Below are 20,951 nucleotides of genomic sequence, written 5' to 3'. Positions count from 1 at the left end.
TATTTATGACAATTAAGTTAGGGATCATTTCTGATCCAATCAGTGGCTTTAACATTAAAAAAGACACGGGATTCGCAATGATGCTGGCGGCACAGCAACGCGGTTATGAATTGTATTATATGGAAATGAATGATCTGTTTTTATACCAAGGAGTTGCCAAAGCAACTGCCGCCAAAGCGCAGGTCTTTGATAATACTTCTCACTGGTATGAGCTTGCTGAAAAACAAGAAATCGATTTGGGCGATCTTGATGTAATATTAATGCGTAAGGATCCTCCTTTCGATACAGAATATATTTATGCCACCTATATTTTAGAACGTGCAGAACTTGCCGGTGCGCTCGTTGTAAACAAACCCCAGAGCCTCCGTGATGCCAATGAAAAGCTATTTACAGCATGGTTTAGCGAGCACACACCAGACACCCTTGTCACCCGTGACCAATCTCAAATTCGTGCATTTTTAGCCAAGCATGGTGACATTATCTTAAAACCTTTGGATGGCATGGGTGGCGCTTCGATTTTCAGGGTTCGACAAGACGACGCTAACATTGGGGTGATCTGCGAAACACTCACCGAGCACGGCTCACGATACGCAATGGCACAAAATTATATTCCAGCAATCAAAGACGGCGATAAAAGAGTTTTGGTGGTTGATGGTGAAGTGATGCCATATTGCCTTGCGCGTATCCCTCAAGGGGGCGAGACCAGAGGTAATTTAGCCGCGGGCGGTCGCGGTGAAGCTAGACCAATTAGCGAGTCAGATCGTAAAATTGCCGAAGCCGTTGCCCCGACGCTAAAAGAGAAAGGTTTAATTTTCGTTGGGCTTGATATCATCGGCGACAAGCTCACCGAAATTAATGTGACTGCCCCAACCTGTGTTAAAGAAATTGAAGCCGCGTACGATATTTCAATTATGGATAAGTTTTATGATGCGATCGAGCGAAAACTCGACCATACTGAAAGTTAATCATTGAGGGGTCTGATTATGAAATCACTCGCTAATCACTTTTTAATAGCAATGCCTAGCATGGATGACCCTTTTTTCAATCACACAGTCACTTATCTGTGTGAGCACAACGAAGACGGCGCTATGGGGCTGGTTGTTAACCACCCTATTGACGTCACGGTTGGAGAATTACTCGACCAAATCGATATTGATAACGACAAGTCGAGTCAAACATCAAAAGTAAAGATTTATGCTGGGGGGCCTGTCCATACCGACAGAGGTTTCGTGCTACACACGCCGAAGTTGGGCTATGCCTCTAGCCAAGAACTTAGCTCTGATATTATGATCACCACCTCAAAAGACGTACTGGCCTCGCTCACCTCCCCACAATCGCCAGAGGGCTTTATCATCACACTTGGTTATGCTGGGTGGGTTCAAGGCCAGTTGGAAAAAGAATTGAAAGAAAACTCTTGGTTAGTGGTTGAGGCTAACCCTGAGATCATTTTTAATACACCGCCTGAAAAGCGTTGGGAAAAAGCCGTACAAATGCTCGGCATTGACGTCGCGCAGTTAAGCTCACAAGCCGGCCACGCATAACCGCTTTACGCAAAAACTAACATACGAAGTATTCATGGAAAATAAAAAAGATAAGGTCGAAAAAGGCAAGCGCAGTGTGATTGGCTTTGACTTTGGCACTAAAAGTATCGGTCTTGCTATCGGTCAAGAACTTACTGCCACAGCCTCGAGTTTAGGCGCAGTTAAAGCGAATGATGGTATTCCAAATTGGGATGATATCGCCGCGTATATAAATGAGTGGCAACCTGATTTGCTTGTTGTTGGTTTGCCACTCAACATGGATGGCACCACACAGGATTTAACCTTTCGTGCGAAAAAGTTTGCTAATCGACTCCATAATCACTTCCGCCTACCGGTTGAAACGCAAGATGAGCGCCTGACCACAGCGGACGCAAGGGCTAGACTATTTGAACAAGGTGGTTACAAAAACCTCGCAAAAGGCAAGGTCGATGGTATGTCTGCGTGTATTATTCTCGAAAGTTACTTTGAAGCAATGTGGGAATAACCCCCATACTCTGTAATCTTAAGATTAGATTTCACTTCAAGGTGATAGTAATTACCCTAAGCTCAAGAAGGCGTCTGTGCGCCAATAACTAGCCTGTTGCAAACAAATTTCACGCAGTAGTGACACAGAACAACAGGCTCATAAATACATAAAAGTGTTTTCAGGTTCGGTTAAAAAGCATTCACACCCCGCCTATTGGCTTGTCTACCAAAACGCATCACAATTTGACGACAAATGACAGTTTCTCACAACTCATATCGGTATAGTTTAACTCCCTAAATTTGTTAAGGAAAAACTAGCAATGGTGAAGTTTAAATGGTGTGAAATATTGCTGACACTTTGTCTGCTTTGCATGCTATCGGCATGTAATGGCAAATCAAATAAAAGCGCTTACCCATATTCAATACACGTCTTTCACTCCCAGGACAATCAGTTAACAGGGCGACTTTATCTACCAGATGGTCATACAGACTCTGATCCAATCGTTATTCTCGTACATGGTGACGGTGCGATGGATAGCACCGCAAACGGATTTTATTTACCTATAATTCAATCATTGCTCAGCGAAAACATCGCAGCTTTTTCGTGGGATAAACCTGGCATAGGACAGTCTCAAGGGCACTGGCTGACACAATCAATGACGCAAAGAGCAGCTGAAGTAAAAGACGTAATTAGCTACCTCAACCGTAATGGCTATGAATATAACCCAATCCATCTATTGGGTTTTAGTCAAGCCAGTTGGGTTTTTGCTCACTTATATGACGAACCGAATATTGACTCGATGATCTTGGTCGGTGGTGCCGCAAACTGGTTGGCACAAAGCCAGTACAGCATGTGGATACGCTTACTTGAAGAAGAAAAAATCGATGCTAATGATATGCAAGCCATCGCTAAGATCAAAGAATTGAGCCAACAAGAGTATCACCTTATCAAAACAGGCTACGACCACTACCTTTCATCGCCATTACACCAACACCCTTTTATGTCTGATCCCATCGCCGATGAAGCACGATTTAACTTTATTCGTAATAATATTGATGCCGATGTCCATGAGGGATTTAGTCAGCTCACAGTGCCTATGCTTGCTATTTTCGGCGATAGCGATACCCATGTCGATATTGAACACAGTCAATTAGCATTCGCCACTGCCTATGCAAGTTCAATGTCATCCAAAGCAAACTTAGTACAAGTAACTATTCCTAATGCAAGTCACAGTTTACTCAAGCCAGAGCTTCCGTTTGATGCGTTATTTTCAATTGAAAAGCAGCATTTTGCTCCAGGTGCCATTGAGACGATGGTGAACTGGCTAACAGGACAACATCCAGGTGCCGCACAATAAATAAAATGCTAAACATACCCGTTATTGTGGATTAACAACTTGGTAGTCATCTAGGTTGGGAATAAAACCTGCCTGCTTGTATGCCTTTGTAATTCGGCCTTGTTGGCGTAACATCGTTAGGCCTTTTTGTAACGCTGCAAATGCTCGCTCGCCTTCAGGGTGAAGCCTAGACACCGCATAATGTCGGCTATCATTTAGTAATACAATCAAGTGTTTGTTTGCCACTAATTCCACCTCTGATAACGTAAAGCGATTATCCAGATTTGGCAGCAGTGGCATTAACATGAAATCAACCCAGCCCTTGCTCACCATACGCGCTTGAGAGATCCATTCAGGTTCAGCAAATACCTTTTTTAGTGAAAGCGAATGCAAGGTTTGCCAATCAGTGTGCCACTTTGGACTGGAAACTGCGGTTAACTTACTCAATCCCGTTGCATCTTTAAGTTGCTCTACAGCGCGGTTACTTGGCGCATGGAAGATCCCTGCATAATATTGTCCTTTTTTGATAACTGGCGCACTGATAAAGAGCAGGTGCGCTTTGGCAGTTAAATCTGCTTGCCAATAACTATCAAAATGAAGGAGCTGCTCTCCTTTCTCAAGTAGGTTTGATTCTCTAAAGCTCACAAAACCAGGAGTAAATTGCAACTGGAGATTGAACCCACCTATCTTTAATGCCTGAAGTGCGATAACCATATCTATCACATCACGGCGTAAATACCCTTCATTGAAATCAGTGATTGTCGTAACGTCGCGATCGCCAACAAAGTCTTCGTAGGCTGTGAGTACATCATCACGAATGAATACGTTAATCGCTTCACCGGCATATAACGTGCTGGTGAAGCACATTAAGCTACTAAAAATAGCGCTACGGTATTTAGCTTTTAGGGTCCAAGCCATCAACCGTCACTCCCTGTAAGAAGCCTGCACCTTTTTGATCGTTGTTTTGAAGCTTAATCATCAAACGCAAATCATTTGGTGAGTCAGCATGGTGCAGCGCGTCTGCATAGTTGATACGCTGTTGCTTGTACAGTTCAAACAGCGCTTGGTCGAAGGTTTGCATTCCCATTTCTTTTGACTTTGCCATGGCTTCTTTAATAGAACCAATATCGCCCTTTTTAATTAGCTCAGAAATAAGGGGAGAGTTCAGCAACACCTCAATTGCAGCTTCTCTTCCTTCCCCTTTTGACGAGGGGACTAGCTGCTGCGCTACAATAGCGCGCAAGTTGAGTGCCAAGTCATATTTGAGCTTGTCGTGCTTTTCCTTAGGCACTAGGTGCATTATGCGATCAATCGCTTGGTTAGCATTGTTAGCATGTAGCGTCGCAACGCACAGATGACCCGTTTCCGCAAAGCTAAGCGCATATTCCATGGTTTCTTGAGAACGGATCTCACCAATTAAAATGACATCAGGAGCTTGGCGCAGTGAACTTTTTAGTGCTGATTCAAAGCTATCCGTGTCAATTCCGACCTCTCGCTGAGTGATAATACTTTTTTGGTGTTGATGCACAAACTCTATGGGATCTTCAATCGTTAAGATATGCCCTCGTTGGTTACGATTGCGATAGCCCAACAATGCTGCCAGCGAGGTAGATTTACCGGTTCCAGTGCCTCCAACAAATAGCACCAAGCCACGCTTTGACATAATGACATCAGTTAACACCGAAGGTAAGCCCAGCTCATTGACATCAGGGATAGCAGTAACAATACGCCTCAACACCATTCCCGCACAATCTCGTTGCCAAAATGCAGAAACACGAAAGCGACCAATCTCATTAGCGATTGCGAAGTTACATTCTTTGGCGTTGAAAAACTCTTGCTTTTGTTTCTCGCTCATTACCGAGGTAACAAGGTTTAGTGATTGCTCAGCATCGAGCTTTTCTTCACTTAGCGCCCTCAGCTCGCCATCAATCTTAGCACTCACAGCAAGGCCTGCTGAGACAAAGAGATCAGACGCTTGCTGATCTGCCATAGTTTGTAAAAATGGTTCTATATTCATTACCACACCACTGTTTAATAGCCGCCGCTAAACTGGTTTTTATCATGAGCCTTAGCACGAGCATCTTGCTGAGTGATCAAGCCTCTATTTAACAAATTCGTTAAACATTGATCCATGGTTTGCATGCCGTGCATTGCCCCTGTTTGAATTGCCGAATACATTTGCGCAATTTTATCTTCTCGAATAAGGTTACGAATAGCGGGGATCCCAAGCATAATTTCATGTGCAGCTATTCGCCCTCCTCCTACTTTTTTCACTAGTGTTTGTGAAATAACTGCTTGCAGCGACTCTGAAAGCATAGAGCGCACCATGTCTTTTTCCTCTCCAGGAAAAACGTCAACAATACGGTCAATCGTCTTTGGAGCAGAGGTTGTGTGCAAAGTACCAAACACTAAATGGCCGGTTTCTGCTGCGGTTAAAGCTAGACGGATAGTTTCTAAATCACGCAATTCACCAACTAAAATAACATCTGGGTCTTCACGCAGTGCGCTTCTCAGCGCCGCATTAAAGCTATGTGTATCACGATGTACTTCGCGCTGATTAATCAAGCTTTGTTTATTGTGATGAACAAACTCTATCGGATCTTCAATAGTAAGAATGTGATGATGTTTGTTGTTGTTGATGTAATCAACCATTGCAGCTAAGGTGGTGGATTTACCCGAGCCTGTAGGGCCTGTCACCAGTACTAGCCCACGCGGTGTATCCGATATTTTGGTGAAAATATCTGGCGCACCCAGCTCATCTAAACTTAAGACCTGATTTGGAATGGTACGAAATACCGCAGCAGGACCACGATTTGAATTAAAGGCGTTAACACGAAAGCGCGCTAAATTCGGCACTTCAAATGAGAAGTCAACTTCGAGGTTTTGCTCATAGTCACGACGTTGATTATCATTCATAATATCGTAGATGAGGCTGCTAACGTCTTTTGCTTCAAGCGGCGGGATATTAACCCGACGCACGTCCCCATCAACGCGGATCATAGGGGAAACACTAGACGAAAGGTGTAAGTCAGATGCTTTGTGTTGCACACTAAAAGCCAATAATTCTGTAATATCCATTTATAACTCCAAAATGAGCACAAGTACTATATGGTTACAATAGCAGAACGCTTAGATAACGCCTATGGCAGGATTGAAAAAGCCAAGCAAAACTGTCAATTCAGCGAAACAGTAAAGTTACTCGCAGTATCTAAAACTAAACCAATTGCTGACATCGAAGCGGCGATTGCCGCAGGCCAGACTCAGTTCGGAGAATCTTATGTACAAGAAGCCGTTGACAAAGTCGTACACTTTAAAGACAACAAAGCGCTTGAGTGGCACTTTATTGGCCCTATTCAGTCAAACAAGTCGAGATTGATTGCTGAGAATTTCCACTGGGTGCAAAGCGTGGATAGAGAAAAAATTGCACGGCGTTTAAATGAACAAAGACCAAATAACCTCAAGCCGCTTAACGTACTGCTGCAGGTAAACATCAGCGGTGATGATAAAAAGTCAGGCTGCCATCCGGACGACGTTGAATCACTCGCCCTTTTTATTCATCAATGTCGTCAATTAGACCTGCGCGGCTTAATGACAATTACCGAACAAACCAATGATAAACAAAAGCAATTGCAATATTTCCAGCAAATGCGCGCTTGCTTTGATAGACTAAAGCACCAATATCCACAGCTAGATACCTTATCGATGGGAATGAGTGGTGATTTAGAAACTGCCATTACAGCAGGTTCCACTATGGTTCGCATTGGTACTGATATTTTTGGCAAACGACAGTGAGGTGAATAATATAATGTCAAACAAGACAATTGCATTTATAGGAACAGGCAACATGAGCTATGCCATTATCGGTGGCATGATCAAAAGTGGCTTTGACGCCCAGTCAATTATCGCCACCAACCGTAATGCAGAGAAACTTGCCAACGTCGCAGCACAATTATCGGTAAGAACAACGCAGAACAACTTAGAGGCTGTCGCTGCTGCTGACGTCATAGTGTTGTCCGTCAAGCCACAAATGATGGCCGACCTATGTCAGACCTTTCAAGATGCAGATATTGATATTAGTAGTAAGCTATTTATTTCTGTAGCCGCAGGTATCACAGTTGCGCGCTTAAGAGAGATGCTAGGACAGCCAGTAAAAATGGTACGTTGTATGCCAAATACTCCTTCATTGTTAGGTCGAGGTGTATCTGGCTTGTATGGCGTTGACATCAGCGATGAAGAGAAAAGTTATGTCGAACAAGTATTTTCATCTACAGGCATTGCGCTTTGGCTTGATGAAGAGTCAAAGATCAATGATGTGATTGCCGTAACTGGATCGTCGCCAGCTTACTTTTTCTTATTTATGGAAGCCATAGAAGAAAAAGCAATTGCACTTGGCTTTAGTCGTGAAGAAGCGAGAAAATTAGTTCAACAAACCGCGCTTGGCGCTGCTGAAATGGCACTTTCTCAGCCTGATATTAGTATTGCCCAATTACGTGCTAACGTCACTTCAAAAGGTGGTACAACACATGCGGCTGTTGAGCATTTAAAAGCGCAACAATTACCAAAAACCGTAGCAAACGCGATGGATGCTTGTATCGCGCGCGCTGAAGCAATGGAACAAGAAATTTAAAAGGTGACCAATGAATGCCATGCAATTTTTAGTTGGGATCGTATTTGATCTGTTTTTAATGGTCGTATTACTACGATTTTGGCTGCAACTTGTAAGAGCGGATTTTTATAACCCGCTTAGCCAAGCCGTGGTTAAGGCAACCTCTTTTGCAGTCAACCCACTGCGTAAAATTATCCCCGGCGTTGGTGGATTAGATCTCGCTTCCTTAGTACTGGCATTCATTGTTGGCTTTGCCAAAATGGCGGCTCTGATGACATTGTTTGGTGGTTACTTCGATGCGCTCGGTGCATTGGTTGGGGGTGCCATTACCGTCTTAAAAGAAGCGTTTAGCCTAGTTTTTTGGATTCTAATAATTCGCGCAATCTTAAGCTGGGTAGCGCAAGGTTACAACCCGGTCGCTGCAGTATTTGAACAATTAACAGAGCCAATGCTAAGACCTATCCGTAAAGTTATTCCACCTTTAGGTGGGTTAGACTTATCTATTTTGGTGCTTATCATTGGGATGCAGTTTTTACAAATTCTGATGATGGACTTGTTAAGATAGGAGCGAGAAATGAGAAAACTGATTGCTGCTTTTATTATACTACTTTCCCCTTTTGTTTATGCCAGTGAACAGCAAGGTGGCCAATTTAAAGACTTAGGACCTTGGGAAGTGCACTACATCGCTTTTCCATCCACATTTGTGCAGCCCAACATTGCTAAAGCATATAATTTAACTCGAAGTGGCAACAAAGCGATTGTAAATATTTCTGTTTTGGCAGATAAACCCGGTAAGCCTGCAATTAAAGCAAAGGTTACGGGTAGTGCTAAAAACTTACTGGGCAAAGTTGTTCCGTTAAATTTTAAAGAGGTCGTTGAAGGTGAAGCGGTCTATTATCTTGCTCAATTAGACTATGACGATGAAGATATTTTTCGTTTTAATGTCGAAATAACCAAAGATAAGCAAACACGCAAGCTTACGTTCTCACAAAAGTTTTATGAAGAGTAGAAAATATGGCAAATAAAGTGGTTCTTGCCACAGGTAACCAAGGTAAAGTCAATGAGCTTAGCGCGATGCTAAGTCAATACAATATTGAAGTGTTACCTCAAAGTAACTTTGACGTCCCTGAAGTAGCAGAAACTGGCACTACCTTTGTAGAAAATGCCATCATCAAAGCGCGTCACGCAGCTAAAATTTCAGGTTTACCAGCAATTGCGGATGACTCAGGACTTGAAGTAGATGCCCTCAACGGTGCTCCTGGTGTTTACTCGGCGCGTTTCGCAGGCATTGATGCCAGTGATCAACATAATATCGACCATTTACTGGCCGAGCTTGGTGAGCAAACGCAGCGCAGTGCGCGCTTTTGGTGTGTGCTGGTCTACATGCGACATGCTAATGATCCAACACCTATTATCTGCCAAGCGAGCTGGGAAGGTGAAATCACTCAAACCCAACAAGGCAGAGAAGGATTTGGTTACGACCCTATCTTTAAAGTAGGTGGTTTAGACTGCACATCTGCTGAATTAACTAAGGAAGAGAAAAACGCAATTAGCCATAGAGGACTGGCACTTAAACAACTCGTCAGTCACTTTCAAGGCCTCGCGTGAAACTACCTCCATTAAGTCTTTATGTGCACGTACCTTGGTGCGTGCAAAAATGTCCATACTGTGATTTCAACAGTCATGGAAAAAAAGGAGATATTCCAGAAGCGGAATATATTCAACACCTACTTCATGATATTAAAGCAGACCTACATTATGTGCAGGGTCGAAAGCTCAGTAGTATTTTTATTGGCGGTGGTACGCCAAGCCTACTCTCTGGTGAGGCTTATCGCTATTTACTGAGTGAAATAAAAACCCTAATTGGGTTTGAAGACGATATTGAAGTAACACTAGAAGCCAACCCAGGTACAGTCGAAACTGACAAGTTTAAACACTATGTTGCTGCTGGCATTAATCGTATTTCCATTGGTGTACAAAGCTTACAGCAAGATAAATTAACTCAACTTGGTCGTATTCATGGCGAACAAGAAGCGCTCAATGCAGCACAAGAAGCCCATCAAGCGGGCCTAAACAGCTTTAATCTTGATTTAATGCACGGCCTTCCCAATCAATCAGTTGATGATGCAATGGAGGACTTGAAAAAAGCCATAGCAATGTCTCCTCCACATCTTTCTTGGTACCAATTAACAATAGAACCAAATACGCAATTTGCTTCTAAACCTCCTGTCTTACCTGAAGACGACACACTGTGGGAGATCCAAGAGCGCGGCCAGGCTTTGCTTGCAGAGCACGGTTATCAACAATATGAAATTTCGGGGTATGCCAAAACTGAAATGCAATGTCGACACAACCTGAATTATTGGCAGTTTGGCGATTATCTTGGGATCGGTTGTGGTGCGCATGGCAAAATTACATTACCAGAGCAACAGCAAATCCTCAGAACAGTAAAAGTAAAGCACCCTCGTGGCTACATGGATCTGAGCAAGCCTTATTTATACGAGCAGTGGCATGTTGCAAACGATGACAAACCATTTGAGTTTTTTATGAACGTATTTCGCTTGAAAGCACCAGCATCGAAGCAGCAGTTTGTCGAGTACACGGGTCTTCAACTCAGTGCAATTTCCCAGCAAATTAATACTGCTGTAAATAAGGGGCTTCTTGAAGAAACAGCGGATTCATGGCTAGTTACAAATAAAGGCCACCGCTATCTTAACGATCTGCTAGAGTTATTTGTTTAATCAGAACTCAAAATTATGCAGGAGTATTCTTGGCTCCTGTATGAAAACCGCCTTTAGGCAAAATATAATAAAAGGGTATAAAATGCGTAAACTAACCATTTTAGCAGCAGCGGTAAGCGTCGCGCTTCTTGCTGGCTGTCAACAAACCACACATTCTCAAGCGCCAGCGCAACACGCTGAGCAACAAATCGTGCAAAGTGAAGTTGAAAAAGCCAATGCGCTTTTTGAAGCATCTTTTATGCGTGGCGTTATGCGCAGTCCAATTTACCAAACTTATATGGGTATCAAACAGGACTATGACAAGTGGGATGACAGCAGTGAAGCTCGCCAGCTTGAAAACCTCGAATTAACAAAGCAAGACCTAGCCGCTCTGAAAGCCATTGATCGCAGCAAGTTAGACGCAAATACGCAAGTTAGCTATGACTTATTCAAGCAAAGCCTAGAAAATACCATTGCAGACTTCAAATGGCGTCATCACTCTTACCCAGTAAATCAAATGTTTGGTACACACTCGATGGTGCCAGCATTTTTGATCAACCAGCACCAAATCGCTGATGTTAAAGATGCAAAAGCGTACATATCACGCTTGAACGGCGTGCCAGCCGTGTTTGATCAGCTAATTGTTGATTTAAAAGCGCGCGCAGACAAAGGTATTATTGCACCAAAGTTTGTATTTCCTCACGTTATTGAATCAAGTGAAAACATCATCAAAGGCGCACCATTTGGCTCAGGTGATGATTCAACCTTATTGGCAGATTTTAAGCGTAAAATTGCTAAGCTTGAAATTACGGAAACAGAAAAGTCAGCATTGATTAGCGAAGCCACCGCAGCGTTAACTAGCTCAGTAAAACCTGCCTATAACAAGCTAATCGGTTATCTACATAAACTGGAGAAAAAAGCAGATAATCGCGATGGTGCATGGAAATTCCCTGACGGTGAAAAGTTTTATAACAATGCACTGGCGCGAACGACTACAACAGCATTAAGCGCAGAAGAAATTCATAATATCGGTTTAGCGGAAGTGGCTCGAATTCATGACGAAATGCGCGCTATTAAAGATAAAGTTGGTTTTAAAGGTGATTTACAAGCCTTTATGGAATTCATGAAAACCGACAAACAATTTTATCTTCCAAATACAGAAGCTGGCAAAGCGCAATATTTAGCAGAAGCAAAAGCGATGATCGATAATATGAAATCACGCTTAGATGAGCTGTTTATCGTGAAACCAAAAGCTGACATGATAGTGAAGCGTGTAGAAGCATTCCGCGAAAAGTCAGCGGGTAAAGCGTTCTATCAGCAACCAGCACCTGACGGCTCTCGCCCAGGTATCTACTACGCTAACTTATACGATATGGAGGCCATGCCAACTTATCAAATGGAAGCCCTCGCTTACCACGAAGGTATTCCTGGTCACCATATGCAGATAGCTATCGCGCAAGAGCTGGAAGATATGCCTAAGTTCCGTAAGTTTGGTGGCTATACTGCATATATTGAAGGCTGGGGTCTATACTCTGAACTTGTACCTAAAGAAATGGGATTATATGAAGACCCATATTCTGATTTTGGTCGTTTAGCGATGGAATTATGGCGTGCTTGTCGCTTAGTAGTAGATACCGGTATTCATGCTATGAAATGGACACGTCAAGAAGGCATCGATTACTATGTAAACAACACACCAAATGCGAAATCAGATGCTGTGAAGATGGTTGAGCGTCATATTGTCATGCCATCACAAGCGACCGCATACAAAGTTGGTATGTTGAAGATTTTGGAACTTCGTGAAGCGGCGAGAAAAGAACTAGGTGACAAGTTTGATATTCGAGAATTCCACGATGTTGTACTTAAAAATGGCCCAGTGCCACTTAACGTACTTGAATCATTTGTTGATGACTGGGTAGCGAGCAAACAAGACTAACACTCGCAAACCACCTTCAACACAAGGCCAGCAAGATAAAGCTGGCCTTTTTGGTTGTGCTTGTTTTTCATGCCAATCAATACATATATCAATTAGCCTTTATACTTGCTCAATTTGAAGGAGTAAATCTGATACTAGCTGAATTAAAAGTTTCTTATTTAGAACAAAAAACAATCTAAACCAATTAATGATTAACGCCTTTTTCCAACCAGTTTCAACATTAGCTAGGTTGATTTCACCTCACAATATAAAGCTGCATTAAGCTAATTGGTATCATTCAAGAAAAATTCGGTTCCACTTAGAATAATGTGTAAGCATGCGCCACCATGTGCGGGGCTCTGCATTTTGATTTCCCCTTTGAGCTTTTGAGTTACTAAATTATACACAATGCTTAGGCCCAGTCCCGTGCCACCACAAAAGCGCTTAGAAGTTACAAACGGCTCAAAAATTACTGGTAAAAGCGCTTTATCTATCCCCGCTCCATCATCTTTAAAATAAAAATGAAGATAATCGTTTATCACCACGGTTGACACCACAATGTTGAGTTTTTGACCGGCTACCTTGGCATGCTTAATACAATTATTGATGCAATATCCAACAACTTGACTGAATACAGAGGGGTAGCTATTCAAGACTAAATTTTCCGGAATTTCTATTTCGACAGAGTAATCATCTCGCTCCATCTCTGACTGATAACAGTCAAATACGCTTTGTACTAAGTGATTCAGGTTGAAGCGACTTTGCTCCTCATATTCACGGTTCACAGCCACTAACTTAAAGTCATCCACAAGCGAAGCGGTACGATGCAAGTTATTTTCTAAAAGATACAGAGCAGCTTCAGCTTCAGTAATTAGGGTTGTCAGTGTCTGACGTTGCAGTTTGCCAAGCTCAAGCTGTGACTTAAGCGTCGCAACTTGTTCTTTTAAATGTGATTGACTGGTTATGGCCACGCCCAGCGGCGTATTTAATTCATGGGCAAAACCACTGACCATATTACCTAAACTCGCCATTTTCGCTTCTTCTATAAGTCGCTGCTGCGCTGCGCTGAGGCGTGCTAATAAGGTTTCTATAAACGACAATAAATCGTCTAGGTGATGTGCGATTTGCGCAATCTCATCGTTTCCCTCTATTCCAACCCGAAGACTAAAATCTTCAAGTTTGGCTACTTTTACGAGCACTTTATTAATAGCCAAAATATGGCGCGTCACCTTACTGTTTTGGTAATTGAGTAGAATCAGCACCGCAATATTCATTAATATAATGAGCGTGAGACCATACACGATAATATTCTCTTTTCGCTCCTGTGCCAGCGTTTGTGTTCTTACTGCAACCAGTTCAAACTGACTTCTTAGCTTTTGTTTTTCAGTTAGTAATTCAGCTCTCACCCCTTGTGCGCTGTGAAGTCCTAATTTCTGTAATGCAGAAACGTAGTGGTTAAACCCCGTAACATAGCGTTGTAGCAAGTTTTTAACTTCAACATCTGATTGGTTTTGCTCAAGTAAATGCTGTGTTTCTTGAACCAACTGCTCGTGCATTTGTAAGTAGCTCAGATCCGCTCTTAACAAAAAGTCTTTTTCGCGACGCCGCAACTCTAGTACGGCAATTTCTAATTTTGCTGTCGTTTGCCCAGACACTCTAGCCTGCAATGCGTGGGCACTACGCCTAAATTCACCATAAATGCCAGAGTTCTCATCATAGCCAAGTTGCTCGTAGAGCTGGGTCAATTCTTCTTTTTTGGTAAAATATGACTTAGAGACTGTATCTAGCTGTAATAGTAACGGCAATAACTGCTGCTCGTGTGACAGTGAATTAAGCAGGTTGCTAAAACTATCTTGGTAGCTGTATTTAAGTTGGGGTAGCGCCGAGGCTGGTTCTTTCTTTCCACGCTGATGTAGTAACTCCGCATTATCCATTGCCCGTTGTAACGCCTTTTGCACATCACCAAGCTCTGTGGTTAGCCGCGCACTGAGATGCACTTCGTAATACAAAAACCAACTCGTGCAAATAATCACAAGAGCCGATGCCAACGCTGCGACTTTAAAAAATAATACAGACTGTTTTAGCTGCACAACACAACTCCTATCCGCGTTTTCTATAAGCTTAGTACAGTTCAAACGTGCTTTAATGACCCCTATCGCACTTTTGTACAAATAGGGATTAATATTGGCCGAGTTGAAAAAATGGGTAGTAATACCAATTCGGTCTAAATAGCTACGCTAATCAATTTCTAAAGCATTGTGATTTTGTTGTCGAAACACACTTTTATCGTAATACATATTATGGTCGGCTCGCGCCATTAACTCTGAAACACTCGTATTACCAGCTTGAGGGAAAGCATGTCCGATGCTCACTGAAATTGCTATCAAGTGCCTATCGACTTGAAAAGGATGCTGCTGGATTTGCTGCTTTATTTGTTGAACTATAGAATTTACTTGCTCTTCTTCTGAGACACGGTGAACAATAATGATAAACTCATCTCCTCCAAACCGAGCAATAAAGTCATACACCCTGACTGAGTTCCTCAATATCGACGACACATGCAGCAACAATTTATCACCAACCTCATGACCGAATTTATCATTTACTAGCTTAAAATCATTTAAATCCAAATTGAGTAGTGCAAATGATGGTGGCTCAGTTCTTCCAAGTAATGAGCTCAGTTGACGGATAGCATGACGGCGATTAGGTAATTTTGTGAGCTCGTCTTGCAACGAAGCCGTACGTGCAAGATAGTAAGCGCGATAAAGGATCAATAAAGATAAAAAAAGTACGAGTGCTATCACATGAACAAAAAGTCGTACTTGATTTTCAGATTTTGAATAAGTGCTCGGGTCAATTTGGTAATCAGCAACAAGTTGCCACTGACCTGATGGCAAACTGATTGGAATCGTAACGTCTGGTGCGCCGAACAGCGCACTATCTCCAAAAAACACAGCTCCGTTTTGCCCTTGACCATCCCGCCCACGCAAAGCCACTTTCGCGTCATCAAGTGCCAATATCCCGCTAGAATCAAGTAACTTCTGATAGTCTAGTACAACGCTGATAGCCCCCCAATACTCTGTGTTTAGCGGGTAATCAGAAAAGACCGGAAACCGAGCGATAAGCGCCTCTCCCCCTTGTACTAATTGTAACGGTCCGGCAATAAATACGCGCTTTGAAGTTCGAGCTAACTCAACGGTACGAAACTGCTCGGGGCGAGTTCGAAAATCAAATCCAATTGCAGCGCGATTTCCCTCAGCAGGATACACATGACTGATAACGTTATTTGGCGCTAGACCGACATGACGAATTAACCTCGATTCATCTACCACTTTTGCAGCTACAAGAGACCAATGTTCAATAGCAAAGTCCGAATCAATCGTCACAAATGTAGCTAAGCTCTCAGCCAAGTATGTATCCATAAAGATTGCATTTTCTATTTTGGCTCGAACTAGGGCAATATTTGAGCGCACGACTTCTTTTCTCTCGCTTATTTCCTGCACGACAATCGAGTGGGCGATATGCTTTGCGGCATAAAATGTAAGGCCCCAAAATACTGAGCTAAATAAAAGTAATAGCGCTATGGTTGGTTTTTCTATCGTTATTCTTATCACCGTACTTTACTCATGACCGCTTAATGAGGTTAATGTCGCCAGCTCAAAACTAAACTGTTGTCCTATGCTCTTCACTTAACATGCTACACGCCCACCGCATATGCGAGATCATAGCTATGTAAAAAGCGTATTTTTTTGATGCCACTTGCAATCACGCCAGACACATTTTGAACTGCAATTTACTAATATGACCGAGTATCCTGAGATATTATTACCAAAAGTATGTGCTTAAATCACTGTAAATTAAAACTTAGTATCACAACAACTGGCTTTATTGAAGCATAGGCAAAGATAAGAAAATAGCGAGTTTTACGCCAAAAAGGGACAAATCAATGACTCTGTTTTGGCGCAGCAAAACTATTCTTAATTATCGGCTAAGTAATGACATAGGTTTTGCTATCAAACTATAAAGCCCCCAATGCAATACCCTGCTCTTTGCCGCAGGGTGAGCCAACAGAGCAAGTGCGGCTCGATAGCTGCGATGTTTAATGTTACGCTTGGCCAAATCACACAAATGTGCGCCTATATACTTTTTCGCCATGCTGGCAGTACGATCGGCTACTTTGCCTAGTGTAATCTCTGTCATCAAACGCTCAGCAAAGGGGCAAATGGTGCTTGGGGGAGCTTTATCACAGGCACTGTCAGCAATACCTATATAATAAAAACTCTCGATTGCAGGTGTGTACGCGATGGTTGAATTCAATGCAACTTGCACATACAAACTTTGGTCTTCTCCCATCCACTCCCCTTCAGGAAAACCACCGACTTTCAGAAAAGTCTGTTTATCTAACACAATGCTTGAAGCGGTAAATGGCAAATCACCATTGGCAGCAATTTCAAAATAGTTATCCATTTGATAACCATCAGGGTTCCAGTGCGTTAACGCAATTTTTGCATCAAGATAGTCACACTCTCCTCTCACTTTTTGGTAGCGGCTAGCATAAAGCCCTGCGTTAGGAAAGCGCTGGACAAGTTGAGCTATTTTCGCAAGAAAGAAGGGGGACCAGGTATCATCTGCGTCCAAAAATGCAATATAACGACTTGATGCCTGTCTTACCCCGTTGTTTCTCGCACTTGAAACGCCTTGGTTTGGTTGCTGGATCAGCTTTAGGTTATCCAAGTTCAATGCTCGTACTTTGTCTACACTATCATCTGTTGAGCCATCATCGACTACGATAATTTCAGCTGCGGGATGCTTTTGCGCCATAACACTTGTTAACGCACGCTCAATACAGCCGCTTTTATTGTATAGGGGAATAATGACGGAGAATTGTATTTTGCTCATGGCTCTCGCTCCAATTAGAAATTGATAAAGAAATTGCTTGATGTAGAGGAAACTTCGGCTGTATGAAGCCATATCTCAACCCGTGGGTAATTCGATTATGTATTTCAGCAACACTAAACTCATTGGCATCAAAACGATTGTCAGTACTCGTTGCTGTTTGCATACACCACTGTGCACATTTATTGTGATATTCAAGGCTAAGATAAGGTGTTTGCATCATGTAAGCATAAACCAGCGCATGTAAGCGCATCCCTATCAGGGCTTTGAACATGGAGATACATTTAAGTGTCGCTAATGGGTTGGCAACATAACTTATGCGCTGGACTTCCACCCAACTGGGCAGCGCAGCTATAATTTTGTCGTGAACTAATCTATCGCTTATCAGCGGCTGATCATTCAGCTCAATCAAATAGATTTTCTCTCGTGTGGCTTCCCAAGTTGCCGTGATCAGCTTGGCAGCTTTGTTGACACGGTTTACTTCTGCTTGCTCATTAACATCACCAAATGGTGTGATCACTTTTGGACAAAAATTAAAAGCGATGCCTTGGCGCTCAACCGGGTTTAGCCTATCAGCGAAGTAATGTAGTAAAGACGGAGCTAGATCAAATGTATGCCTAATATTGGCATGCGGCGCTAGTAAAGTCGCAATCTCATAGCTTTGCTTGTCTCTGACAGTGACAAGTCCACACTCATTCAAAAACTTCTTACATTGTCTCTCAGCATTGATATCACTAAAACCTTCAATCCCTACACCTAACGCCATTGAATTTTTAGCGCCGGCAAGTGCTATCATATGACGCTTCTGCGCGATATCGCGACAGCTGTGTAACACCGACCCGCCACCAAATATCACCGCTTTTGAGTGTAGCGATCTGTGATAATGTTTAAGCCGTTGATGACCGCGAAATACCACGTCAGTTTGGCCTATACATCCCGACTCTCGTACTATGGGATTATTGATTAGGGCATTCACCGCAATCGAAGCGCTACCAAGAAATGTCTTAGCACCTAGCATTGTTGCTTGCATGAGGGCATCGTCACCGCTGTTTCTCATGCCGTAGTACCCGACTAGATACGCGTCCAAGTTTTTCATCATGCTAATTCCACCGATTCAAGAAGATAACTTGATATTGCAGTTAGCATGCCAAAATTTAAGATGTTGATTTTAAAGGTTTATATTGCATTTCATTTGGCGTTATTCGCAGATTGCATTGCATTATTATTAAAGTGAAAACAGGGTCACCGAGATAACTGGTGACCCTGTTTGTGTTGAGCTCTACTTGGCGAGCAATATGTACCCTCAGCTAAAGCACATGAGATTCTTTATTGTAGGTATTAAAACTAATGTTATTACACACTACCTCATGTTACGTTACTAGCAATCACGTTGACGTGCTAGTACGCACCCCGCGCTCCTAATACACATGGTATTGTTCTGCATATAATTTTAATATCCTGAACCGTACTCTGATTATCTATATACTGCGTATCCAACATCACTTGCTGCTCGAAGGTGGTGTCAGCGCGCCCAGTTACCTGCCAAAGACCTGTAAGTCCTTGTTCACAGTTTAAACGCGCAAGTTCATTAACTTGATAGGCACTCACTTCATTTTCTAGTGCTGGTCGTGGACCGATCAGCAGCATATCACCACATACAACATTGAATAATTGTGGTAACTCGTCAATCGAGTACTTACGAATAAAGCGTCCTACTCTTGTGATCCTAGGATCATTATGAAATTTTGCACATACGCCATCACGGTTACTTTGGCTTGGATCTGGCGCTTTGAATTTTGGGTCATCTGCCATATACATAGAACGGAACTTATACATAGTGAAGCGACGACCGAGTTTGCCCACTCTCACTTGCTTGTACACACATGGTCCTTGGCTTTCTAGTTTAATCAGCAACATCACGAGTATAAGTAATGGTGAGATAAATAGCATACCGAGTCCAGCTATTGCTCTTTGTAGCATAACAGGGATACCGTGGTGACGACCGTCGCGCACAGAGGTTGAGTCGGGCGCGGTTGCAGTTTGAGTAAATGCCATATTGGTTGATAATTTTTTGATAGTAGTCATGATTAAAGCCCTCTCAATGCCTGATTCAGAATATAAACACGGAATAAAAATATCGGATTTCCAATAACGTAGCGGTGAAACTTAGCTTTAGGCTGTTGTATTAATCGCCAAACCCACTCAAGTCCTAGCTCACGCAGCCAAAGTGGTGCTCTTGGAACATCACCGGAAAAGAAGTCAAATAATCCACCAACCGCTAGCGCACAGCTGGCTTCAAGCTTATGTTTGTTGCTATCTACCCATATCTCTTGACGAGGTGAGCCTAATGCCACCAGTACGATATCTGCTTTACTTTGGTTGATTTGCGCAATCACAGCTTCATCATCGTCAAAATAGCCATGGTGTGACCCTGCGATCCGCAAATTTGGATATGTTTGACGTAGGGACTGCGCCGCTTTTTCAGCAACACCGGGTTTTGCACCAAGTAAAAATACTGATTTTCCAGACACTTCCATACGTTCGCAAAGTTGCGGGAGCATATCTGTACCATTGCAATTATCAGCTAGTTGTACTCCAACTTTTCTTACAGCTAACCGCATACCCGAGCCGTCGATAAAGTTACAGTTGCTGCTTTTTAACGCTGAGCGTAACGCAGAGTTCTCAGCCGCAAGATTGATAGAATTCGCATTGATAAAAAACGCGGTACGACAAGTTTGCAATGCCGTGCTGTCAAGTACCCAAGAAACCGCCTCTTCCATCTGACAATTACTGAATGGCAGACCAAAAACGGGGCGCGACGTGTGGTCAAGTGTCTTGCCTGAATAAAGCAGTCGGCAGATGAGAATCTTAAACACCATGACAAGGTCGGCCAAGACGCTCTGTTGTACCTGCTTATTAAGCAGTGCCTGTGGGTCTTCGGCCTTTAATCCGGTAAGGCTATGAAGCTGTAGATAATCAAATAATCCTGATTTGCTACACGGCGAGCGGAAGTTATCTACTTTTGGGATAGAAACATTGTCTCTCACCAGCGGGTTTCCCACGAACTCAATGTCTCCTTTGATGACATTAAATAATGCAGCGCTATCAGCAAATATGCCTTTACTCCACTGGTACAACTCTACTCTACATCCACTTATGTCCATCCAAGATCTTTTCTTTATCGGTGCACAAAAGAATAAAACCGCTATGACCACATTAACGGCATATAGAGGCATAAGGAGTACCAGTAGCAAAGAAGCTATCATCACCGCGAATATGCGTGTGCTTTTTGAACTAGAGACTTGAGTTTCAAAATCTAAGACTTTCATAATCCACCTCAGTGTGGTTTGCTTTGTCTTAGTTCTGCGATTACCGTGCCAAACCTATAACCCATTGTTTATAAATAAAAATAGATGAATATCAGAGTAAATTTGTTGCAAAATGCAAAAGCAATTCCGAATTAAAAAATGA

20 protein-coding genes are annotated in these 20,951 nt (G+C 42.7%); 11 read left to right on the top strand and 9 right to left on the bottom strand.

Annotated features, from left to right (window positions below):
* The first annotated feature begins 5 nt into the window (after positions 1-5).
* The 4 genes from gshB (at position 6) to D9603_RS08105 (ending at position 3,364) form a co-directional block, all read left to right on the top strand.
* Positions 6-965, top strand: a complete 960-nt coding sequence (gene gshB, locus D9603_RS08120; RefSeq protein ID WP_125250538.1) for a glutathione synthase — start codon at positions 6-8, stop codon at positions 963-965.
* 18 nt (positions 966-983) lie between these two features.
* The gene (locus tag D9603_RS08115; RefSeq protein ID WP_128730915.1) at positions 984-1,541 is read left to right on the top strand and encodes a YqgE/AlgH family protein; all 558 of its coding nucleotides are present in this window, start codon (positions 984-986) and stop codon (positions 1,539-1,541) included.
* Positions 1,542-1,575: 34 nt separating this feature from the next.
* Entirely contained in the window at positions 1,576-2,025 is a 450-nt protein-coding gene (ruvX, locus tag D9603_RS08110; RefSeq protein ID WP_125250540.1) for a Holliday junction resolvase RuvX, read from the top strand.
* Between the two features lie 301 nt (positions 2,026-2,326).
* Positions 2,327-3,364: an alpha/beta hydrolase gene (locus D9603_RS08105; RefSeq protein ID WP_128730914.1), complete on the top strand. Its 1,038-nt coding sequence runs from the start codon at positions 2,327-2,329 to the stop codon at positions 3,362-3,364.
* A 21-nt stretch (positions 3,365-3,385) separates the two neighbouring features.
* Here D9603_RS08105 and D9603_RS08100 read toward each other — a convergent pair whose 3' ends face one another.
* Genes D9603_RS08100 through D9603_RS08090 form a run of 3 tightly spaced genes read right to left on the bottom strand, consistent with a single transcriptional unit; the run spans position 3,386 to position 6,421 of the window.
* On the bottom strand, positions 3,386-4,261 hold the full coding sequence (locus tag D9603_RS08100) for a hypothetical protein (protein WP_128730913.1): 876 nt from the start codon (positions 4,259-4,261) through the stop codon (positions 3,386-3,388).
* Positions 4,239-5,360 carry a PilT/PilU family type 4a pilus ATPase gene (locus D9603_RS08095; RefSeq protein ID WP_128730912.1) on the bottom strand — a complete coding sequence of 374 codons (1,122 nt, stop codon included), beginning with the start codon at positions 5,358-5,360 and terminating at the stop codon, positions 4,239-4,241. Before D9603_RS08095 ends, D9603_RS08100 begins: the two co-directional genes overlap by 23 nt.
* A gap of 14 nt (positions 5,361-5,374) precedes the next feature.
* The gene (locus D9603_RS08090; RefSeq protein WP_125250544.1) at positions 5,375-6,421 is read right to left on the bottom strand and encodes a type IV pilus twitching motility protein PilT; all 1,047 of its coding nucleotides are present in this window, start codon (positions 6,419-6,421) and stop codon (positions 5,375-5,377) included.
* A gap of 30 nt (positions 6,422-6,451) precedes the next feature.
* Between D9603_RS08090 and D9603_RS08085 the strand changes: the two genes are divergently transcribed.
* From D9603_RS08085 to D9603_RS08055, 7 genes are all read left to right on the top strand, one after another.
* Positions 6,452-7,135: a YggS family pyridoxal phosphate-dependent enzyme gene (locus tag D9603_RS08085; RefSeq protein WP_128730911.1), complete on the top strand. Its 684-nt coding sequence runs from the start codon at positions 6,452-6,454 to the stop codon at positions 7,133-7,135.
* Between the two features lie 13 nt (positions 7,136-7,148).
* The gene (proC, locus tag D9603_RS08080) at positions 7,149-7,970 is read left to right on the top strand and encodes a pyrroline-5-carboxylate reductase (RefSeq protein WP_128730910.1); all 822 of its coding nucleotides are present in this window, start codon (positions 7,149-7,151) and stop codon (positions 7,968-7,970) included.
* A 10-nt stretch (positions 7,971-7,980) separates the two neighbouring features.
* Positions 7,981-8,514 carry a YggT family protein gene (locus D9603_RS08075; RefSeq protein ID WP_125250547.1) on the top strand — a complete coding sequence of 178 codons (534 nt, stop codon included), beginning with the start codon at positions 7,981-7,983 and terminating at the stop codon, positions 8,512-8,514.
* A 9-nt stretch (positions 8,515-8,523) separates the two neighbouring features.
* A complete protein-coding gene (locus D9603_RS08070) occupies positions 8,524-8,958 on the top strand; it encodes a DUF4426 domain-containing protein (RefSeq protein ID WP_128730909.1) in 435 nt (144 codons plus the stop codon).
* A 5-nt stretch (positions 8,959-8,963) separates the two neighbouring features.
* Positions 8,964-9,557 (top strand): XTP/dITP diphosphatase, encoded by a 594-nt coding sequence (locus D9603_RS08065; protein ID WP_128730908.1) that lies wholly within the window; start codon positions 8,964-8,966, stop codon positions 9,555-9,557.
* Positions 9,554-10,690, top strand: coding sequence for a radical SAM family heme chaperone HemW (hemW, locus tag D9603_RS08060; protein WP_128730907.1), 1,137 nt, complete (start codon positions 9,554-9,556; stop codon positions 10,688-10,690). Before D9603_RS08065 ends, hemW begins: the two co-directional genes overlap by 4 nt.
* An 82-nt stretch (positions 10,691-10,772) precedes the next feature.
* A complete protein-coding gene (locus D9603_RS08055; protein ID WP_128730906.1) occupies positions 10,773-12,605 on the top strand; it encodes a DUF885 domain-containing protein in 1,833 nt (610 codons plus the stop codon).
* A 263-nt stretch (positions 12,606-12,868) separates the two neighbouring features.
* Here the strand turns inward: D9603_RS08055 and D9603_RS08050 are convergent, their stop codons facing one another.
* From D9603_RS08050 to D9603_RS08025, 6 genes are all read right to left on the bottom strand, one after another.
* Positions 12,869-14,674 carry a HAMP domain-containing sensor histidine kinase gene (locus D9603_RS08050; RefSeq protein ID WP_128730905.1) on the bottom strand — a complete coding sequence of 602 codons (1,806 nt, stop codon included), beginning with the start codon at positions 14,672-14,674 and terminating at the stop codon, positions 12,869-12,871.
* Between the two features lie 147 nt (positions 14,675-14,821).
* Positions 14,822-16,198 (bottom strand): diguanylate cyclase, encoded by a 1,377-nt coding sequence (locus D9603_RS08045; protein ID WP_241651619.1) that lies wholly within the window; start codon positions 16,196-16,198, stop codon positions 14,822-14,824.
* A gap of 367 nt (positions 16,199-16,565) precedes the next feature.
* Positions 16,566-17,483 (bottom strand): glycosyltransferase family 2 protein, encoded by a 918-nt coding sequence (locus D9603_RS08040; protein ID WP_161972730.1) that lies wholly within the window; start codon positions 17,481-17,483, stop codon positions 16,566-16,568.
* Entirely contained in the window at positions 17,440-18,579 is a 1,140-nt protein-coding gene (locus D9603_RS08035; RefSeq protein WP_128730903.1) for a polysaccharide pyruvyl transferase family protein, read from the bottom strand. Before D9603_RS08035 ends, D9603_RS08040 begins: the two co-directional genes overlap by 44 nt.
* Positions 18,580-18,878: 299 nt before the next feature.
* The gene (locus D9603_RS08030; RefSeq protein WP_128730902.1) at positions 18,879-19,565 is read right to left on the bottom strand and encodes a sugar transferase; all 687 of its coding nucleotides are present in this window, start codon (positions 19,563-19,565) and stop codon (positions 18,879-18,881) included.
* 2 nt (positions 19,566-19,567) lie between these two features.
* On the bottom strand, positions 19,568-20,809 hold the full coding sequence (locus D9603_RS08025) for a WecB/TagA/CpsF family glycosyltransferase (RefSeq protein ID WP_128730901.1): 1,242 nt from the start codon (positions 20,807-20,809) through the stop codon (positions 19,568-19,570).
* Positions 20,810-20,951 lie beyond the last annotated feature (142 nt).

The sequence above is a fragment of the Pseudoalteromonas sp. PS5 genome (genome assembly GCF_004103255.1).
In the GTDB taxonomy this organism is placed as follows: Bacteria; Pseudomonadota; Gammaproteobacteria; order Enterobacterales; family Alteromonadaceae; genus Pseudoalteromonas; species Pseudoalteromonas peptidolytica.
Note: the sequence above shows the minus strand (reverse complement) of the source record. Positions and strands in the feature narration are given on the sequence as shown.

Coding starts and splice junctions, on each gene's coding strand:
- D9603_RS08095 (WP_128730912.1), bottom strand. CDS start 5,360: ATGAATATAGAACCATTTTTACAAACTATGGCAGATCAGCAAGCGTCT.
- D9603_RS08065 (WP_128730908.1), top strand. CDS start 8,964: ATGGCAAATAAAGTGGTTCTTGCCACAGGTAACCAAGGTAAAGTCAAT.
- D9603_RS08035 (WP_128730903.1), bottom strand. CDS start 18,579: ATGATGAAAAACTTGGACGCGTATCTAGTCGGGTACTACGGCATGAGA.
- D9603_RS08040 (WP_161972730.1), bottom strand. CDS start 17,483: ATGAGCAAAATACAATTCTCCGTCATTATTCCCCTATACAATAAAAGC.
- D9603_RS08055 (WP_128730906.1), top strand. CDS start 10,773: ATGCGTAAACTAACCATTTTAGCAGCAGCGGTAAGCGTCGCGCTTCTT.
- D9603_RS08070 (WP_128730909.1), top strand. CDS start 8,524: ATGAGAAAACTGATTGCTGCTTTTATTATACTACTTTCCCCTTTTGTT.
- ruvX (WP_125250540.1), top strand. CDS start 1,576: ATGGAAAATAAAAAAGATAAGGTCGAAAAAGGCAAGCGCAGTGTGATT.
- D9603_RS08115 (WP_128730915.1), top strand. CDS start 984: ATGAAATCACTCGCTAATCACTTTTTAATAGCAATGCCTAGCATGGAT.
- D9603_RS08075 (WP_125250547.1), top strand. CDS start 7,981: ATGAATGCCATGCAATTTTTAGTTGGGATCGTATTTGATCTGTTTTTA.
- D9603_RS08030 (WP_128730902.1), bottom strand. CDS start 19,565: ATGACTACTATCAAAAAATTATCAACCAATATGGCATTTACTCAAACT.
- D9603_RS08085 (WP_128730911.1), top strand. CDS start 6,452: ATGGTTACAATAGCAGAACGCTTAGATAACGCCTATGGCAGGATTGAA.
- D9603_RS08090 (WP_125250544.1), bottom strand. CDS start 6,421: ATGGATATTACAGAATTATTGGCTTTTAGTGTGCAACACAAAGCATCT.
- D9603_RS08025 (WP_128730901.1), bottom strand. CDS start 20,809: ATGAAAGTCTTAGATTTTGAAACTCAAGTCTCTAGTTCAAAAAGCACA.
- D9603_RS08105 (WP_128730914.1), top strand. CDS start 2,327: ATGGTGAAGTTTAAATGGTGTGAAATATTGCTGACACTTTGTCTGCTT.
- gshB (WP_125250538.1), top strand. CDS start 6: ATGACAATTAAGTTAGGGATCATTTCTGATCCAATCAGTGGCTTTAAC.
- proC (WP_128730910.1), top strand. CDS start 7,149: ATGTCAAACAAGACAATTGCATTTATAGGAACAGGCAACATGAGCTAT.
- D9603_RS08100 (WP_128730913.1), bottom strand. CDS start 4,261: ATGGCTTGGACCCTAAAAGCTAAATACCGTAGCGCTATTTTTAGTAGC.